This window comes from Pectinatus frisingensis (genome assembly GCF_014076555.1).
GTDB lineage: Bacteria > Bacillota > Negativicutes > Selenomonadales > Selenomonadaceae > Pectinatus > Pectinatus frisingensis.
Genome location: NZ_CP045424.1, coordinates 2,359,420 through 2,378,634, shown reverse-complemented (window position 1 = coordinate 2,378,634; position 19,215 = coordinate 2,359,420). Strand labels below are relative to the sequence as shown.

The window sequence follows — 19,215 nt, the reverse complement described above, 5'->3', positions numbered from 1 at the left end:
GGAGATAATTATATGAATATAGATAGAATAGAACGGGCTGCTGGCAATCACCACAAAGGATATAATTGCGCACAAGCGGTTGCTTGTGCTTTTGTAGATAAAGTTGACATGGATGAGAAATCTTTATTTCGTGTGAGTGAAGCGTTTGGTTTTGGCATGGGGGATAGTTACGGAACATGCGGGGCTCTTTCTGGTGCGGCAATTATCATAGGATTACTTAACAGCAGTGGTAATCTGGATGGACCTTATTCAAAAGCTGATACATATGGGATAGTGCGGAGAATATCACAACTTTTTCGTGAAAAAAACAGTGCAACTATTTGTCGTAAATTGAAAGGAATGGATAATAAAAAAGTATTGCGCAGTTGTGATGGTTGTATTGAAGATGTTGTTTCAATTTTGTCAAAAATAGTAAAAGATGTATAGATTATAAACGAAGCCCTGCTACAGTACAATTAATAGACTGTGACAGGGCTTTTATAATATCATTATTAATGAGATTAATTATTTAGTAGTTGAATACAATGAGCTTTTCTTCTGTTAATTCGCGAATGGCATATTCAGGTCCTTCCCGTCCTATACCGCTGTCCTTTACACCGCCATATGGCATATTATCCATTCGGAATGTTGAACCATCATTTATAATGACACCGCCGGTTTCAATTTTTTCGGCACAAGTATGGGCAATTGCTAATGATTTGGTGAATACACCTGCCTGTAGGCCATAAGTGGAATTATTTACAGCAGTGATGGCTTCTTCTATATTATCATAAGGTATGATGGAAAATACAGGTGCAAAAGTTTCCTTACAGATTACATCCATATTATCAGTAGTGTCAGTTAATATTGTCGGTTCAAAAAAAGTGCCATTGCGTTTGCCGCCGATCAACAAGTGAGCACCCTTGCTGATGGCATCTTTTATCCATTTTTCAATGCGAATGGCTTCTTTTTCGGCAATCATCGGGCCGATATCGGTATTTGCGTCGGCAGGATTTCCAACTTTTAAAGTTTTGGTATAATCTACCGCGGCCTGATAGAATTCTTGGTATATATTACGTTGCACATAGACCCGTTGACATGATATGCAGACTTGACCGGCATTGGTAAACGCATATTTGGCACAAAGCTGAGCTGTTTTTTTAACATCTTCGATATCACCATGAACGATATTGGCTGAATTTGAACCTAGTTCTAAAGCTATTTTCCTAAAGCCGGCATTCTTTTGCAATGCCTTGCCAACAGGAACGCTGCCGGTGAAGGAGAACATTTTTATTCGATTATCTTCAGTAAGCAAGTTACCAATAACTGAACCTTGTCCCATGATAAGATTCAGAAATCCTGCCGGTAAACCGGCATCGGCAAATGCTTCACAGAGCAATGAAGCAGTGAGTGGTGTAGCTGAGGCAGGTTTGTATATGACAGTGTTACCGGCAGCAATAGCCGGACCTATTTTATGGCAGGCAAGATTTACTGGAAAATTAAATGGAGTTATAGCGCAAACTACACCTAATGGCATTCGTTTGGTATAGGCAATGCGATTTTCACATCCAGGTGCTCCTTGTATGGGAACCATTTCACCGGTAAGGCGTTTGGCTTCTTCAGCTGATAAAATTAGTGTTTGATAGGCACGGGCAATTTCACCCATGGCATCTTTTATTGGTTTGCCTGCTTCCAGGGACAGTGTTTCACCAAATTCTCTTTGCCGCTGCATCATGTTAGCGGCAGCCTGCATCAATATTTCATAACGTTTATATGGTGTTAATTTTATTGCATCAAAGGCGTGCTGAGCGGCGTCAACGGCTAGCTTTACTTCTTTTTTCCCGGCAGTGCAGACAGTTGCGATTATTTCACCAGTAGCTTTATTATAGACATTTTGAGTTTCAGCGGTGGATAGTTTTTTACCATTTATAAACAAATCATATGCTTTCATAGATGATCCTCCCTAATAGATTTATATCTAACATGCAATATATATTATATACATATAAATGATTTTTGTTAACTGGATAAAATGATAATTTATTATAACTTGTAAATTATTCGGCTATGTGATACTATTCAAAAGACATCCTTGTACAACCAGATGGCATTCTGAAGGAGCCATACTGTAAGTTTTTATATCTGCTTGGATCCGCAGCGACTAAGACAGAAGGGAGTTTTATATAGTAAAATATGAGTGCGCCTTTCGTTTTTTCGAAAGGCGTTTATTTTAGTTTTGGCAGCAAGTTATTAATTATGGATGGTAAAAGGGAGCATTGGCTATGAAAAATTTGTCTTATAAAGAAAAGTTTGTGCAGATGAATCGTGAAGCTCGTGTTATTTGTATCGTTACGGCTGTTATAATTGCTTTTTGGTGGTTAACAGCCTTTGGCATTAATGAATATATCACATTGTTTTATTTACCATTATGGCTTATTGTTTCGTGTATTGGGACCTATGTTTTGGCTGTTGTTTTACTAATATTTGCTATAAAAAAATTTTTTGTCGATTTTAGTTTAGATGAAGATGCCCCTGAAAAGGAGCAAAATAGTAAATGAATTTTGCAATATTGATACCAGCAAGTATATTTTTTGCCTTATTATTGACAATTGGTTTTTATTTGAAAAACAGAGAACGGCATAATCGCAGTGTTGATTTTTCTAAAGAATATTTTATTGGTGGTCGACGATTGAACGGTTTTGTTTTAGCAATGAGTCTGGTTGCCGGATATAGTTCAGTTAGTTCATTTGTAGGAGGACCAGGCATAGCATGGCAGGTGGGGTTCGCCTGGGTGTTATTTGCTTCGGTGCAGATTGTGGCAGCTTATTTGATATTAGGATTATTAGGGAAAAAAATGGCAGTAATTGCCAGAAAGATAGATGCTATTACAATAATAGATTTAATTCGTTTCCGTTATAATTCCAATTTGCTGGCTAATTTATGTGCTTTAGTTATATTAATATTTTTTATTACGCGTATGATAGCTCAATTTATCGGAGGAGCCCAAATTTTTGCTGCGGTAACAGGAATGAATTATACTACAGGGCTGTTATTTTTTGCGGTAGTTGTTGTTGTGTATACATCAATAGGGGGATTCAACACTGTCGCCATAACAGATACGCTTTGTGCAATTATGATGCTGATAGGTATGGCATTTCTCACTTACACAATATTTGACCGCGGTCATGGCCTGGCTGCTATAATGCAGACGATACATAATGTCTCAGGCACAGCCGGCAATGCTGACATGTTCTCTCCCACTGCCGGCGGGAAAATCCCTGTACCGCTTTTAATCAGTCAGTGGATATTATGTGGTATTGGCACAGTAGGATTACCGCAGTCAGCCGTTCGCTGCATAAGCTATAAGGATACCAGATCAGTGCATCGGGCAATGATAATAGGAACAATTGTATGTGGTGCAATGATGATTGGTATTCCGCTGTTAGGAGTATTGGCACATGGTGTAATAACTGAGCCGCTCAGTGAAATAGGTAAAACAACTGATGCGATAATCCCTATGCTTATTGCAGGTTATATGAATCCATGGCTGGCAGGAATAACGATTATTGGGCCGTTAGCAGCTACATTATCGACGATATCTTCTTTATTGATTACTGGTTCATCGGCAGTGGTTAAGGATATATATCTTTTTTATGCCAAGGATAAAGACAGTGCAAAAAGTCAAAAAAATATTAGTCGTATTAGTATGACGGTTACTGCTGTAATGGGAATGATTCCGGTTATACTGGCAATAAGTCCGCCAGATGTCATCGTCTGGATAAACTTATTTGCTTTTGGTGGTTTAGAAACAGCATTTTTCTGGATACTGTTATTTGGCTTTTTTTGGCATAAAGCCAATTCACAGGGAGCCGTTTTATCACTTGTTGGTGGATTGGCGGCTTATTGTGTGACAATGGCTTTGGGGATAAAAATAGCTTCATTTCACAATATTGTAATTGGTATCGGTACAGGGTTGATTTTGTTTATTTTGGGAAGCTTGTTGACAAAAGAGCCAACGGATAAGGTAAAACGCATCTTTTTCCCGGAATTGTATTAAGAGATAGAGCTCTGTTACACAAGCAGTATTGTTTTTCAAAGATGCAATCCATTACCACTGTGTGATTTCCTGTACATTTATGAATAAAAAATAGTTATGTGTGGCAGTCATATAACTATTTTTATGGAATTTCCGGAACAAATAAAGCCGGCATTTTATTTATGATATCAGATACTTTTTGTTCTAAGGTTAAAGCTTCTTGATGGTTTTTTTCTGCTTTTGCCAGCATGGCAGGTGAATCGTCAGCTATTCCTTGGGCAAAATACTGCCAAGCTTGTATCGTTTTAGCATTGCTTTGCAAACGTAGAATGTGTAAGTGAAGTGCACCGGAAGGGACATCTACATCTTGTAGATAAGCTTCATGTGTTTTATAAGTTGGAATGATTTTGTTTACAATGAAATATTGTATTTGCTGACGTTGTGTTTTACTGATACTGGAGTTTATATTTTTTGTAAGGTTTTGAAACTGTGTTTGTAAACTTTGAAATGCACGGTTGTATTCAGCAGTTTTATCTTTGGTGTCTTTCACATAAGCAACTATATCATTATCACATAAATCACGCACATGGAGTAAATATTCATGATAGTTAATAATTTTGGTAACCTGCCAGGTCCCGGAAGCAGTTTTCTGCAGCAGTAATTCAAGAGTGAAGTCTGTATCAGTGTAACGGTCAGCTACTGTTAATGGTAAAATAAAGTCACCGTTTTCATTTTTTGTAAGTTTGCCAAAACTATGTATTGCCGTATTACGAAGCATTGAACGTTCTACAAGCTCATCATAATCAATACCAAGTTCGCGGCCTTTTAGTACAGAAGTTCCTGTAGGATCGTTCCATACATTATTTTTTAAATAGTCATCAATTATTTTTAAAGTCCCGGAACAAACAGGGGTTTTTATTAATTGATAAAATTGATTAAAAATTTGTTTCACTTTAGGCGGAATATTACTATTATATGTAAATAAATCACCGGTTAAATCGTCATAGCCGCTGGAAACAACTGAGTCTATATTGACGCTGTTAGTCAGCATTACAATATTGTGGTTTTTGTAAGCAAACTTAAGCTGCGCAGCAGTGTACCATGGGGTATACATAAAAAAAATGAATCCTGTATAGCATAGTAAAAAAACAAATGTAAATGTTAAAAAAATTTTATTTTGCATAAATTGATTACGCATTAAATACTTTCTCCTTGTTTGGTAAACATTGCATACGGATGATTTTAAGTTTTTGATGAAGAAATAATATGCCTATTTTAACATAATATGGATAATAACGTAAAGTGTAAGAAGTATTACATTATCTGTGTGATAGGAAATTTAATTCATTGATTAAATTGTGATAATATCCTATAATAGTCATCATATTTATTTTTGGTTAATTGCTGAGGAAGTGGTTAAAAATGAGTGTAATATTAAGTTCGCAGTTGGAGTTATTGGTCAGATTAATAGTAGCCGGTATATGTGGATCATTAATTGGTTATGAAAGGAAAAACAGATTAAAAGAAGCTGGTATCCGCACTCATATGATTGTGGCATTAGGAAGTGCTTTGGTAATGATTGTTTCAAAATATGGGTTTGCCGATGTGTTGCTGCTGCATAATTATATTTTAGATCCATCACGTGTTGCAGCTCAAATAGTCAGCGGAATAGGTTTTCTTGGTGCAGGGATTATTTTTGTTAGAAAACAGGCAATAAGCGGATTAACAACAGCAGCCGGTATTTGGGCGACTGCCGGTATCGGCATGGCTATCGGAGCCAAATTGTATTTTATGGGAATTTCAGCAACTGTATTGATTTTGTTAGTACAAATTATTATGCATAAAAATCTTGGCTGGCTTAGTGTTCCTTATTCGGAACAGATTAATATAGAGTTTAGTGAAAATGCTGATGCTATTTCTTTTGTACAAAAAAGATTTGCTGATAATAATATTAAAATTATCAATATTAAAGTTGAAAGAACCAATAAAGGATTTCTTGATGTAGAGTTGTATGTGAAGATGCCTGCTGATTATGATATATCACATTTAATGGATTTGTTTAAAGATAATCCTCATGTGCGTTCTGTTGAATATTGATATAAGAAAGGCAGCCCCCCAGCTGTAAACAGACGAGGGACTGCCTTTTGAGGGTTATTTTATTACATCGACGCTCATATATTTTCGCAGTGCAGTAGGAATCAGAACACTTCCGTCTGCCTGTTGATAATTTTCTAAAATAGCAGCAACTGTTCTGCCGACGGCAAGCCCTGAACCATTTAGAGTATGTACGTATTCGGGTTTTGCCTTACTATCACGGCGAAAACGTATATTGGCGCGACGAGCCTGATAGTCTTCGACATTAGAGCATGATGAGATCTCCCGGTACATGTTACAGCTTGGCAGCCACACTTCAATATCGTAAGTTTTGGCTGCGGTAAAGCCAATGTCACCGCTGCACAGTGTGACCACATGATAAGGAATTTCTAATAATTCCAAGATATGGGACGCATCGCGTACCATTTTTTCTAATTCATCATATGAAGTCTCTGGTTTGACGAATTTAATCAATTCAACTTTATTAAATTGATGCTGGCGGATGAGACCTCTTGTATCTCGTCCGGCGGAACCCGCCTCTTCGCGGAAACAAGCAGTGTAAACACAGTAATGTTCGGGTAATTTATCTCCATCTAATATTTCATCCCGATGGTAATTGGTCGCCGGAACTTCTGCGGTAGGGACGAGATAGAGGTCTGCATCCTGAATTTTGAACATATCTTCAGCAAATTTTGGTAACTGACCTGTTCCGGTCATACTGTCCTTGTTCACAATGTATGGTGCCAGCATTTCCGTATAGCCATGTTCGTTAGAATGAGTGTCCATCATGAAGCTTATAACGGCCCGTTCCAATCGTGCACCTAACCCCTTATAGAATGTGAAACGTGATTCCGATACTTTGGCAGCTCGTTCAGAGTCAAGAATATCAAGATTTGCACCTATTTCCCAATGAGGTTTTGGTGTAAATTCAAATTGACGCGGCAGTCCCCACCGACGAACTTCCGGATTATCGCTGTCATCTTTACCGACAGGCACTGTCGGATTTAGCATATTGGGGATATGCAATAAAATATCACGCAGCTTATCTTCAATATCACGTAGCTGACCATCCAGATTACTTATTTTCTCGCCAACCTGGCGCATTTGAATGATAAGCTGATCGGTATTTTCCTTCTTTTTTTTCATTTCACTTATTTGTTTGGAGACATTATTGCGCTGACCTTTTAAGGTTTCTGTTTCACCGATGATTGCACGGCGTTTTTCTTCCAAACTTTTAAAGTCGTCAAGTTGCATTGGATTATTACGCTTCTTAAGCATTTCTAAAACCCTATCCATGTTATCCCTGACAAATTTAATATCCAGCATAGTATACCCGTCCTTTATCAATTTATCATAATAGTTGTTAAGATTTATATTTTAAATAAAAACAATTTATGTATTATTTTATCACATTTACGGTGAAAAATGTACGTTTATTTTATTACCGGGAGCAATGAAACTGCCTCCAACCGGTGATTGAGTATCACAGATGCCATTGCCAGATACATTTATTGTTAAATTAAGTGATGCCAAAGCCGCAGTTGCATCGCGTATGGTTTTACCGCGTAAATCCGGAACGGCAACCATTCCTGCCGGAACATTTTTGGTTGCAGTATCATTTTGTACAGCTTTTTTTGCAGAGACAATGGGATTGTTGTCTTTTATCGGAACAGAAGGTTCTATATGAAGATAACGGAAAATTGCCGAGAAAATGTCATGGGCTATTGGCGCGGCAATTTGACCGCCATAATAATTTACCTTATGGGGGTCATCTAATATAACTAATACGACAAATTGGGGGTCTTCGACGGGAGCAAAACCGCAAAATGAAGCAATATAGCGTCCTGGTAAATAACCACCGTTTTGCATATCAATTTTTTGGGCAGTACCGGTTTTCCCGGCTATGCGGTAACCTGGCACCGCAGCTTTGCCGCCACCGCCGTCGGCAACAACCTTTTCCAATAGAGAGACCAGTGTTTTGTCAGTAGAAGAATCAATTGTCCGACGGACTTCTTGTGGTTTAGTTTCTTCATAAACCGCACCATCAGAATTATATATGCCTTTTATTATATGGGGATGCATTAAAACGCCGTCATTGGCTATGGCTGCCATAGCAGTGACTATTTGCAACGGAGTAACAGCAATACTTTGGCCTATTGAAGTTGTTGCAATATTGATTTCACTCATATCCTTAGGATTAAATAGTATGCCTTGTTCCTCACCAGGTAATTCGATACCGGTTTTTTTGCCAAAGCCAAATTTTTGGGCGTAATCCATAAGACGTTCTGCCCCAAGCTGCAGTCCCACATGGACAAAGCCAGTATTTATTGATTCTTCAATAACTTTTGTAAAGGTAACAGTTCCAAAACTGTCGTCGCTCCAGTTTTGGATACGGCGGCCATCTACCATCAAATAACCAGGGTCAACAAAGATATCATTTGGTCTGACAATTTTTTCTTGTAAAGCTGCAGCTGCAACAACGGCTTTAAAGGTAGATCCCGGTTCATAGACAAATGATATTGCTTTATTTTTCCAGTTGGCAGCCGGATAAGCCGTAAAGTTATTAGGATCATATGAAGGCCTTGACGCCATGGCTAAAATATCGGCAGTCTTGGGATCCATAACGATAGCAGTGGCCGCGGCTGGAGCGTACTTGACCATCGCTTCATCTAAGGCTTGCTCAGTGATATATTGTATAGTACTGTCGATTGTCAATTCTACGTTCTTACGGGTGTTTTCCTGTGGTTTAGCTGAGTTGAGCACAGAATCAAGAATTGGACGGGCTAAAGTATCAGTAAATAATGACGTATTTATTACCTGCCCTTTAATTACCTTGTCCATGGATTGTTCTATACCGTCGAGACCGGTGTCATCGGTTCCCACAAATCCCAGAATATTTGCAGCAAGTGTTTTGTTGGGATAGTAGCGTTTGCTTTCATTTTTAAAACCTAAGCAAGTTCCATAGGACTTTGATTTTATGAGTTTTTCCACGGCATCGGATTCGTCAGGTTCCATTTGACGCTTGAGCCATACAAAACCACCACCAACAGAAATTTTCTGTAAAATGTCAGTTTTAGACATTTTTAGCAGCGGTGATAAATCTTCTGCTAATTGATCCGGATCTTGCACGTGGACCGGGTCTGCATATAGAGATTTAGTGATATTGCTGACGGCCAGTTCCCGACCATTGCGATCATAAATCGAGCCGCGCGGTAAATGAATTGTATATTGATCTTCGGCTTGATATTGCACTCTGGCGAGCAGATCCGGATGGAGGACTGTCTGTACCCAGATATAGCGTAGTGCCAGCAATACAAAGAGTGCTGCCAGTAATAGTACTATTATGGCAATACGGGACTGAGTTTTTTGCGGATTGGTAGCATTTTTTGTTTCGCTGTATTTAGGCACAGCAGACACTCCTTATAATTATAATTGGACTGATTTGAGATAAAACAGTCAAGTGGCTGTTATGGTTTTACTGTATCAAAAATAATGTGTCATCACCAGGATGGCAGATAAAATTTGCGATCATAACAGGAGAAGCCGTTTTACGAGGTTCGAACCGCCATTGGCGGACTGTCTCGATTACTTTGTCGTCGATATCATCATTGCCGGACGATTTGCTGATATCAGCGGAAACTGTGCCATCAGGAGCGGCCTGATATAAAACTTCCACTGATATGGATTCTTGTACCGGCAATACAGAATCGGGCAGTTTAAATTTTTTTATTTCATTTATTATGACAGGAGATTTTCCATCGCCAAATTTTGATGCCAGGTTGTCTTCATTGCTGGTATTGGTTGTAAGGCTATGATTACGGGGTGGTCTGTTCTTGTCAGATCCGTTATTTATAGTATCGGCAGGATTATCATTTTCTGCTGTATCCTGTGGATTGCCCGCGTCCGTCGGAGGCCGCTGCGATATAGTCACAGCAGCCTCCGACGGAAGTGATACTGTTGAATTATTCTGTGACGAGGCACCACCCGCGTCGTCGGAAGCAGATTCATCTTCTGATGATGTGTCTTCATCCATATATACCTCGGTAACAACGGGATCTTCTTGTTCCTCAGCCTGTTGGGCGGGAAGCCATAAGGCTATCTGATACGCGGCAAATAGTAGTATTATTAAATGAAGAAGCAGTGAAATAGCGATTGATATTTGCCAGCATTTCTTTCCATTCATAATAATGTGGCCCTTTCATTGATAAAATGAATAAGATAAATTCTATAATCTATTATGAACGATACAACAGAAATACACCAATGCAAATAAGAGCGATGCCGCTCAATTTGTATAAGCTCATACTTTCGCCAAAGTAAAAATATCCGACAAATGCGGCGATGATATAACCTATGCTTAAAAATGGATAGGCATAGCTCACCTCGCTGCGGGATAGTACCATCAACCAAACGACAAAGCTTAATACATAGCAGAGCAATCCTAAATAAATGTATACGTTAGTAGCCGCTTTCATTATCATGGTGATGATAGATGGAATATCCACCTGTACAACACCGATGATCGACATGCCCTTTTTTAATACTAGCTGGGCAATAGCGTTTAATAATACACCTGTCAATATAAGTATGAGATTCATGTTTAACCTTCTGACTAAAATTTATTAAAAGGGCCATTTTCCATGATAGAATAATAAAATTACGGAAAGAACAATGGAAAAAAAATATTCACCCGGTGAATCTACGGTAAATAATTTAAAGCCAATTTTCCTATTATGTGAAATAAGAGGAACTTTGCCACATAAGGCATCTTCGATAATGTGCAGCAGCGCTCCTGTCAGAAAAAAAAGGGCAATGAGCGCCATCGGCCAGACTAACGGAGTAATAATGCCAATGCGGTGTAATATCAAAACAGCAGTTATGAGCAGCAGGTATGGTACCGGCCAATGTGTCCAGGTACGGTGTCTTTGGCGCCACTGCCAGTAGGCCTTTTTGTTATTGCGCGGTGGACGCCCTTCCAATTTGTCAGGGAAAATACTGCCGGCTGTGCTGTAAAGAGCCAGCAACGGGTCTCCAGTAACGGAATACACGACACTGCCGGTGACCAGCATATGATTTATCCATTTCATAATGCTGTCTCCCCATCCGGGATTTTATAATATTTTATAATAAGTAAAGTTTTCTTCATCTTTTTTACCGCCGAATTTTTCATAAAATTGCTGCGCCGGATCATTCCACACTAAACATTTCCATTCTATTTTACAACAATCAGTATTATTGGCAATAGATGTCAATTCATTCATCAGGGTTTTTCCGAGTTTATGTCCACGCTGTTTTTCCCGGATAAATAAGTCATCCATATAAATAACTTTTTTGCCTTTAAATGTAGATACCATATAAAAATATGTAAGTAATCCTGCCGGTTCTCCGGTTTCATCGAAAGCAATCAATGCCTGCAGGATATTTTCTTTAAATAGTTTTTTAATATCCTCCGGTTTTGCCGTACAGATATTTCCTAGGCTTTCGTAAACGGCCAGTTCACGTATTAAAGCAGCAGCAATCCCCCATAATTGTTCATTGTTGGCTTTTTTTATAGTATACAAATAAAATCCCTACTTTTTGTTTTATTTAAGCAGCCTTTATATCTCTGCTTTATTTTACGCAAAAACAATAGCTTCTGCAAGTATTAAGAAATTAAAAAAATACCTTCTGCAGAGCAGTTTTAATATATCTGACTGTACTACAGAAGGATAAATTCGTTTAGAAATGATTATGAGATAGGTTTATTTATTATTAAGCCGGTCAGCAATTGTCCGGCGGACAAAATAAATCATTGCCGCAATACAAACTAAGATACCCAGCCAGCTTGCTGTTGAGCTGAAACTTTTACCAACAAGCGCTAATGGATTATCGCTGCCGCCCGATGTAACAGATACAACTATTATACCGGCAACAATAACGCCAATGATACTTTCTCCGACGATCATACCGGAGGCAAATAGTACACCGCGCCGTTCATGCTGTTCAATATAATCCTTGGCAGCGGCAAGATCCCTATGTTGGGCGCGATTTTTTAAATACTTGTGGACAAAATAAGCTACTATTGCACCGACTACTAGTGGTTCATCAGCAGATGGCGGTAAGTAAATTCCCATACCTACGGCAAGAGGGGGCAGACTCCAAGAAGGGTTTGTCCTATGCAGCAAGCTGTTTATTATTATAGCTGCGATACCAATACCAATGCCCACTTCAATCAAAGTCCAATCAACATTGTTATTGAAAATCCCTTGGGCAATTGTCGTCATTAAGTTAGCCTGCGGAGCAGCCATTGCTTGGGACGGATCCATGCCTGGCCGTGGAAACGCACCGGTAAAACCGTATGCCTGATATAAAAGATTTAAGACCGGAGCTATGGCGCATGCCCCAAATACACAGCCGATAATAAGAGCAACCTGTTGTTTCCAAGGAGTGGCGCCGACTAATAAACCGGTTTTCAAATCTTGCAGATTATCATTGGAAATGGTAGCTGTAGCAAGGATTATACTCGTGATAAAAATAGCAAAAGCTATGGCGAAACGTTTACCATTGGGATCGGCAAATATTCCTTCGGAAGAGCCGGCTATTAAAATAATTATAGAAGTTATTATAATACCAAGTAATCCAATACCAGATATCGGACTTGATGAAGAGCCGACAAGTCCTGCCATATAGCCGCATGCGGCAGCTACTAAAAAGCTTATGATTAAAACAACGATGGTCCCTAAAATGGTAAATCCAATTGTCGTTCCGCTGGAAAAACCGGCAGCAGCAACGAAAGAATATATGGTAATGAAAAGACCGATTAATACCAAACCAAATACTACGGACATGGCTTTTAATGATAAATCTGTATCCATACGGTGTGTGGACTTTTCAGAAGCACTGCGGGACGCATTGGCAATCAATTCTTTTATACCGCTTATTACGGGTTTTAATAAGGTTAAAAAAGTCCATAATGCCGCAATGCCAATTGTTCCTGTGCCTATAAATCTGACTTTTGATGACCAGACTGAAGAGGCAAAGCTGACTAAATCCATACCTTCTTTTGGCGGTATAATGGTTGTGAAATAAGGTGTAAAAACACCCCAGGCCAAAATCATGCCGACGAGCATTGCAATACCACCGGCTAAACCAATCAGATAACCTGCACCAAAAAGGGCTAATGAAAGACCGGCAGTCAAATTAAAAACTGCCTTGCCAATGGAAAAAGCCCACTGAACGTCACCGGCCAGAAGACGAAAACCTGAGGTGCATAAGCTTACACCGCCGGCGATAATACCACCAAGACCGATTTCCTTCAGACCGCTGTCTGATTGTTCAGCAGCGTTATCGTTGTTATGTGAAGCACTGCCGGCTTTTAATATTTCAGCAGCAGCTTTGCCTTCAGGATAAGCTAAGTCGCTGTGCACGACCATTGCCCTTCTGAGCGGAATACTGAATAAAACACCTAGTACACCACCGCACAAACAAATCATGAAGGTCTGCCACAATGGGAATTCAGTCCAGTAGCCGCTCATTAAAAGGCCTGGAATGATAAAAATGACCGCCGATAAAGTTCCTGCTGCGGAAACTTGTGTTTGTACCATATTATTTTCCAGGATATTTGATTTGGCGAACATTCGCAAGACTGCCATAGAGATAACTGCTGCTGGAATTGATGATGAAAAGGTAAGACCGACTTTAAGGCCGAGATAAACATTAGATGCTGTAAAAATACCTGTTAAGATCATACCTAAGATCATACCGCGAAAAGTAAGCTCGGGTAAATTTAGTTCGTTTGCCATTACATCAACCGATTCTTTCATAAAAATCCTCCTATATATAGTATTTTATCGGGATGTGACAAATTAATCAGTAAATGATAATAAATTATAAATACATATATTAATTTATCAATACTTAATAATAATACCCTTTAATATGTGGATTGTAAATATATAGTATTAAATATCATCAGTCACATTGGAAAATCTTTCTGGGGAAGATAAAGGGTAAATACAGTTTTGCTGTTTTGTTCGCTTGCTGCTGATAATCTGCCATCATTTTTTTCAGCCAGGGCCTTGGCAATGGAAAGACCCAAGCCGTTGCCTTCATACTTTTGTGTATCAGCTGAGCGGTAGAATCTGTCAAATATATGAGGAAGGTCATCTGCAGCGATACCATGTCCGGTATTGCTGATAAAAATGGAGACCATGTTTTTTTGCAGTGTGGTTCCTATACATATTTTTCCGCCTTTGGGCGTGTATTTAACGGCGTTGTCGAGCAAAATTGTCAATATTTCTTCCACATGCTTGGCATCGGCATAAATGTTTACATTTTGTGTATCTCCTGACAGAAGAAGTTCAATATTTTTGCCGGCAGTGATAGTCATAAAACGGTTCAATACATTCGTAATCAGTTGTTCGGCTGGGATAACTTCTTTTTTCAAATTGATAGCGCTGCTGTCGGAGCGGGCTAATAATAACAGATTGCCGATCAATGTCCGCATGTTAAGTATTTCATCTTTCATATCATTGATGATTTCCTGGGAAAAAGCTGATAATTTGTTGTCGGTGTCATCTTTTAATATATCTAATCCGGACATTAATACACTGAGCGGCGTTCGTAGTTCGTGTGAAGCGTTGGCAGCAAATAATGTTTGTCTTTCAAAGGATTCTATAATAGGCTGCATTGCATTATTGGCCATAAAGTTGGCAATTTTATTAATAATAAAAAATACACCGATTAACAGCAGTATTATCCAAAGCAATAAACGGGCAAGAAACATCAAATCCCTGCTTACATCAAATCCGGCATATACTTTTCCTGCATACATGCCATTGTAATAAGCAGTTTCCCTGGCTATAACAAAAAAGCGGAAATCTTTTTTCTGGGTAAATACCGAATGAATTTCTGGTTGTCCGTTAAGCAGGGCATCGGTTGTTATCTTTTCATTGATAGCGGCAGTACTCCAGTCAATTTTATTGGAATATTTGATTAAATTGCCATCTCGATCGTATATATAATAAAATATTTTATTTAAATATTTTTGGGTATGATTGTCATCGGAAGGAAAATCGGGCAGGGTTTTACCGTCGCTGACAATATAGGTGAGTTCCTCTGCTTCTTCGGTAGCGAGCATTTGTGCCTGGTCGATAAAATTGTTATAGACCAACGATCCGACAAATCCGTAAATGAGGATAAGCAGTATAAAAATTATTGCCCCGGTAAGCTGCATATAACGCTTGATTAAGCGTTGACGAAAGCGTGAAAACAGATTCATAGTTATTCCTCGATTTTATAGCCGATGCCATGTACGGTTTTTATTATATCTTTTCTACCGGCATCAATCATTTTCCGCCTGAGTAATTTTATCAAGGCATCAAGCGCGTTTGATGAAATACCGTCGGCACTATCCCATATACTGCCGATAATTTGTTCCCGTGGCAGAGTAGTTCCTTCATTTTGCAATAATAAATCAAGTAATTGAAATTCCCGTCGTGTCAGTAATAAGTCTTGACCATTTGAATAAGCGGTAAATTTTACTCTATCAATTGTAATACCATTATTAAAGTGAATAATATTACTTTGGTAGGATTTATTATGCCGACGCAGTACGGAACGAATTCTGGCTAATAATTCAGGAAATTCAAATGGTTTTACAATATAGTCATCAGCGCCTGTGTCCAGTCCTTCAATACGATTTTCCAATGTGTCCTTAGCAGTAAGCATTATTATGCCGCAATTTTTACCTTGTTTGCGGATGACTGCACATGCCTCAATACCACTTTTCCGCGGCATCATCCAGTCTAGCAGTACTATATCATAATCTTTGACTGCTATATAATTCAGCACATCTTCACCGTTGTCAACGACATCAACATTATATCCTTCTTTTTTGAGTAAAAAAACAAGCATTTTAGCAAGTCTTATATCATCTTCAGCTAACAATATCTTCATAAATATATCCTCATAATTTATAGTATAGAAATGTAAAAAAATCATAATAAATTTTATCATCTTGATTTTAGCGCACGGCTCTGAATTTATTCTGAAATTAGCAATAAGAATACCCGAACCAGCGGCTTTCATAATTATTTCATTTCTATATATTAGAATATTATCATACAGTAAAAAATGCAATAACAACGGTTTAAAAATTGAAATAATAAAATATAAGGCTGTTATCTTGCGTAATGTCTGTATAATGATATAATAATTCTAGTTGTATAGAGAGGAGTATGTCATTGCATACCTTGAGCACTCGGCAAAAAAAGCTGGCAGCAGCGGCTGTCATAATTTCAATAATTGCCCTGTACCTTGTTCATATTTATGATTATCCCCTTATGGATCCCGATGAAGGACGCTATAGCGAAATACCGCGAGAAATGATTGCTACCGGAGATTTTATAACGCCGCGCCTGAACGGTGTGGAGTATTTTGAAAAACCAATTTTGCAGTATTGGCTGACAGCTGCTTCTATGACTGTCTTTGGAGAAAATGAGGGCGCAGTACGCGTAGTGCCTGCCGTCACTGCTGTGGTTAATATATTTCTCACTGCGTGGCTGGCAAAATTGATGTTTACTAATCGAACGGCATTACTGACAGCGGCTATTCTTGCAACGGCTACATTGCATATTGCAGTTGGTTCCATCAATATCCTCGATATGATGATAACGATGTTTATGACGTTGTCACTGGTTACATTTTACCAGGGACGACGTACTAAAAATCGACGCTGGTATTTATTGATGTATGCAGCGATGGCACTGGGACTGCTGACTAAAGGCCTTATTTCCATAGTACTTCCCTTGGGAATTATTTTTTGGTATATGCTTTTTACCAGACAATGGTCAATAATACGTGACATTATTTATCTGCCGGGGATTATATTGTTTTTCATTATTGGTGTTCCGTGGTTCTATCTAGTTTGTCAGGCTAATGGCGATTTTTTCTACTTTTTCTTCATAAGAGAACATTTTCTGCGTTTTGCTACTAAGATTGAAGACAGATATCAACCGGTTTGGTTTTTCATTCCAATGGTAATCCTCGGAATGTTTCCCTGGCTTGGATTTTTGCCGGCTCTTTTTACCAAACAGGGAGTTATTCGCAGTACTGAGTCAGATGATAATAAACGTGATATAATATTTCTCTTGACTTGGTTTTTTGTTGTGTTTATTTTTTATTCCTGTTCTGATTCCAAATTAGTACCATATATCCTGCCTTGTTTATCACCATTAGCCATTTTACTTGCGGCTTCAATACGTCGCTCAGTGAAACTTGACCGGTGGATGGCACACGGATTATTAGTGAATAGCGTTGGCTGTTTCATCTTTGTCGCGGCGCTCATTTGGTATTCTACACATGCTGATTATTTAAATGCCTGGGAAATATTTCACAAAGGCTGGTTGATTTTTTTATCATTGACTGTAGGCCTTGCAGTGGTGATATGCATTTGGCTGAAAACAAAGCAGATACGCTGCACGATTTCAGCATTTGTGGTAGTGGCTTTTTTGTTTGCCGCCGGATTACAGTCAATTCACGGACAGGTAGCTGTGGAACGTACTGCTGATTACGTTGCTACCGATATTCGAAGGATAGAACAACCGGGGGATATTGTTGTGTCCTACGGAGATTACATACAGGGACTGCCGTTTTATCTGCAAAAGCGCGTTGTAGTGGCCTCTTATCTGGGTGAATTGGAATTTGGGTCAAAACATCCTAGTGGTCAGGGGTGGTTTATCAATGATGCGCAGCTGATGAATTTATGGAATAGTGATAAACGTGTTTTTGTTGTTTTTGATAAAAGTAAAAAGCGGGCTATTAATAAACTTTTTCCTGATAAAATAAAAAGCAGTTCACCTAAGGGCGGATATTATTTTATTGTAAATAGAGATTGATTTTGTTGATGGTTTAGTTTTATTTTATAATAAGGAGAGAAATTAATTATGAGAAAAGATTTCCTGCCATTTTCTAAGCCCAGTGTGAGTGAAACGGCTATTGCTGATGTTTGTGATTCTATTCGTTCTGGTTGGTTGGCCATGGGGCCCAAGACGGTTGATTTTGAAAAAAAATTTGCCGGATATGTTGGTGCCAAATTTGCTATATCGGTTAATTCTGCTACAGCCGGATTGCACCTTGCAGTTATGGCAGTCACTGAACCGGGCGATGAAGTAATAACTACACCAATGACGTTTGCCAGTACTGTGAATGCAATAATTTATTCTAATGCCGTGCCAATTTTGGCGGATATAGATCCGGTTACATTTAATATAGATCCCAAAAAAATTGAAGAAAAAATTACAGCAAAGACTAAAGCAATTATTCCGGTACATTTTGCCGGCCGGCCTTGTGATATGGATGCAATTGAAAAAATTGCCGCCAAATATAATTTGGCTATCATTGAAGACAGTGCTCATGCACTGGGGGCGAGCTATCATGGCAGAAAAATTGGTGCGGGTAAGGGTGCCCGTCATATTGCTGTGTTCAGTTTTCATCCGACAAAGAATATAACTACCGGAGAAGGCGGTATGATAACTACCGATGATGAGAAGGCAGCTGATCAAATGTCGGTACAGCGACAAAATGGTATGGACAAGGGCGCATGGAATCGCTTTGGGGCTAAGGGGAAAAGTCATTATGACATTTTTAGACCAGGGCTTAAATATCAGATGATGGATATACAAGCGGCAATCGGTCGGGATCAATTGAAATATTTGGAACAATTTAACAGCCGCCGTACGGCAATTGTTGAAAGATATAATGACGCTTTTGCCGATATAAAGGGGTTGACCGTGCCGGCACCGATTGAAACAAATTGTGTTCATTCCTGGCATATTTATACCCCGCTTATTGAAAGCGACGAACTTGGGTTTACACGAGATGAGTTTATGGAAAAAATGAAAGCATATAATATAGGTACGGCTTATCATTATCAAGCCTTACATTTGTTTAGTGCGTATGCCAGGATAACCGGACTTAAAAAAGGTGACATGCCGGTTTCAGAATTGATCGGGGAAAAGATAGTTTCACTGCCGTTGTTCCCGGCAATGTCAGATCAAGATGTAGCGGATGTAATAGAAGCCGTAAAGAATGTTTGTAAATAATAAGATGCACGAAAAGGTGAAATA

Annotated in this window: 17 protein-coding genes; 6 read left to right on the top strand and 11 right to left on the bottom strand. The window is 38.9% G+C overall.

The window, feature by feature from the left end; all coding sequences use genetic code 11:
* The first annotated feature begins 12 nt into the window (after positions 1 to 12).
* On the top strand, positions 13 to 426 hold the full coding sequence (locus tag F8M42_RS11180) for a C-GCAxxG-C-C family protein (protein ID WP_182186737.1): 414 nt from the start codon (positions 13 to 15) through the stop codon (positions 424 to 426).
* Between the two features lie 82 nt (positions 427 to 508).
* On the opposite strand, the gene F8M42_RS11175 is transcribed toward F8M42_RS11180, so the two are convergent.
* On the bottom strand, positions 509 to 1,930 hold the full coding sequence (locus F8M42_RS11175) for an aldehyde dehydrogenase family protein (protein ID WP_182186736.1): 1,422 nt from the start codon (positions 1,928 to 1,930) through the stop codon (positions 509 to 511).
* A gap of 331 nt (positions 1,931 to 2,261) precedes the next feature.
* Between F8M42_RS11175 and F8M42_RS11170 the strand changes: the two genes are divergently transcribed.
* Both F8M42_RS11170 and panF read left to right on the top strand, forming a co-directional pair.
* Positions 2,262 to 2,537 (top strand): YhdT family protein, encoded by a 276-nt coding sequence (locus F8M42_RS11170; protein WP_182186735.1) that lies wholly within the window; start codon positions 2,262 to 2,264, stop codon positions 2,535 to 2,537.
* Positions 2,534 to 4,036, top strand: a complete 1,503-nt coding sequence (gene panF, locus F8M42_RS11165) for a sodium/pantothenate symporter (RefSeq protein ID WP_182186734.1) — start codon at positions 2,534 to 2,536, stop codon at positions 4,034 to 4,036. Before F8M42_RS11170 ends, panF begins: the two co-directional genes overlap by 4 nt.
* A 121-nt stretch (positions 4,037 to 4,157) precedes the next feature.
* Here the strand turns inward: panF and F8M42_RS11160 are convergent, their stop codons facing one another.
* The gene (locus tag F8M42_RS11160) at positions 4,158 to 5,213 is read right to left on the bottom strand and encodes a hypothetical protein (protein WP_182186733.1); all 1,056 of its coding nucleotides are present in this window, start codon (positions 5,211 to 5,213) and stop codon (positions 4,158 to 4,160) included.
* A gap of 224 nt (positions 5,214 to 5,437) precedes the next feature.
* Here F8M42_RS11160 and F8M42_RS11155 point away from each other — a divergent pair, with 224 nt between their 5' ends.
* Entirely contained in the window at positions 5,438 to 6,112 is a 675-nt protein-coding gene (locus F8M42_RS11155) for an MgtC/SapB family protein (RefSeq protein WP_182186732.1), read from the top strand.
* A 54-nt stretch (positions 6,113 to 6,166) separates the two neighbouring features.
* Here the strand turns inward: F8M42_RS11155 and serS are convergent, their stop codons facing one another.
* The 9 genes from serS to F8M42_RS11110 all read right to left on the bottom strand — a co-directional run bounded on the left by serS (position 6,167) and on the right by F8M42_RS11110 (position 16,045).
* Positions 6,167 to 7,435: a serine--tRNA ligase gene (serS, locus tag F8M42_RS11150; protein WP_182186731.1), complete on the bottom strand. Its 1,269-nt coding sequence runs from the start codon at positions 7,433 to 7,435 to the stop codon at positions 6,167 to 6,169.
* An 87-nt stretch (positions 7,436 to 7,522) separates the two neighbouring features.
* The gene (locus tag F8M42_RS11145; RefSeq protein WP_182186730.1) at positions 7,523 to 9,517 is read right to left on the bottom strand and encodes a penicillin-binding protein; all 1,995 of its coding nucleotides are present in this window, start codon (positions 9,515 to 9,517) and stop codon (positions 7,523 to 7,525) included.
* A 67-nt stretch (positions 9,518 to 9,584) separates the two neighbouring features.
* Positions 9,585 to 10,292: an energy transducer TonB family protein gene (locus F8M42_RS11140; RefSeq protein ID WP_182186729.1), complete on the bottom strand. Its 708-nt coding sequence runs from the start codon at positions 10,290 to 10,292 to the stop codon at positions 9,585 to 9,587.
* A gap of 52 nt (positions 10,293 to 10,344) precedes the next feature.
* The gene (locus F8M42_RS11135) at positions 10,345 to 10,707 is read right to left on the bottom strand and encodes an EamA family transporter (RefSeq protein WP_182186728.1); all 363 of its coding nucleotides are present in this window, start codon (positions 10,705 to 10,707) and stop codon (positions 10,345 to 10,347) included.
* 24 nt (positions 10,708 to 10,731) lie between these two features.
* The gene (locus F8M42_RS11130) at positions 10,732 to 11,196 is read right to left on the bottom strand and encodes a metal-dependent hydrolase (RefSeq protein WP_182186727.1); all 465 of its coding nucleotides are present in this window, start codon (positions 11,194 to 11,196) and stop codon (positions 10,732 to 10,734) included.
* A 24-nt stretch (positions 11,197 to 11,220) separates the two neighbouring features.
* Positions 11,221 to 11,670, bottom strand: a complete 450-nt coding sequence (locus F8M42_RS11125) for a GNAT family N-acetyltransferase (RefSeq protein WP_182186726.1) — start codon at positions 11,668 to 11,670, stop codon at positions 11,221 to 11,223.
* Between the two features lie 180 nt (positions 11,671 to 11,850).
* Positions 11,851 to 13,911, bottom strand: coding sequence for an OPT family oligopeptide transporter (locus F8M42_RS11120; RefSeq protein WP_182186725.1), 2,061 nt, complete (start codon positions 13,909 to 13,911; stop codon positions 11,851 to 11,853).
* A gap of 152 nt (positions 13,912 to 14,063) precedes the next feature.
* Complete coding sequence (locus F8M42_RS11115; RefSeq protein WP_182186724.1) at positions 14,064 to 15,368, bottom strand: sensor histidine kinase; 1,305 nt, start codon at positions 15,366 to 15,368, stop codon at positions 14,064 to 14,066.
* Positions 15,369 to 15,370: 2 nt separating this feature from the next.
* On the bottom strand, positions 15,371 to 16,045 hold the full coding sequence (locus tag F8M42_RS11110) for a response regulator transcription factor (protein ID WP_182186723.1): 675 nt from the start codon (positions 16,043 to 16,045) through the stop codon (positions 15,371 to 15,373).
* A 287-nt stretch (positions 16,046 to 16,332) separates the two neighbouring features.
* Between F8M42_RS11110 and F8M42_RS11105 the strand changes: the two genes are divergently transcribed.
* A complete protein-coding gene (locus F8M42_RS11105; RefSeq protein WP_182186722.1) occupies positions 16,333 to 17,985 on the top strand; it encodes a phospholipid carrier-dependent glycosyltransferase in 1,653 nt (550 codons plus the stop codon).
* A 48-nt stretch (positions 17,986 to 18,033) separates the two neighbouring features.
* Positions 18,034 to 19,191, top strand: coding sequence for a DegT/DnrJ/EryC1/StrS family aminotransferase (locus F8M42_RS11100; protein ID WP_182186721.1), 1,158 nt, complete (start codon positions 18,034 to 18,036; stop codon positions 19,189 to 19,191).
* The last annotated feature ends 24 nt before the right edge of the window (positions 19,192 to 19,215 follow it).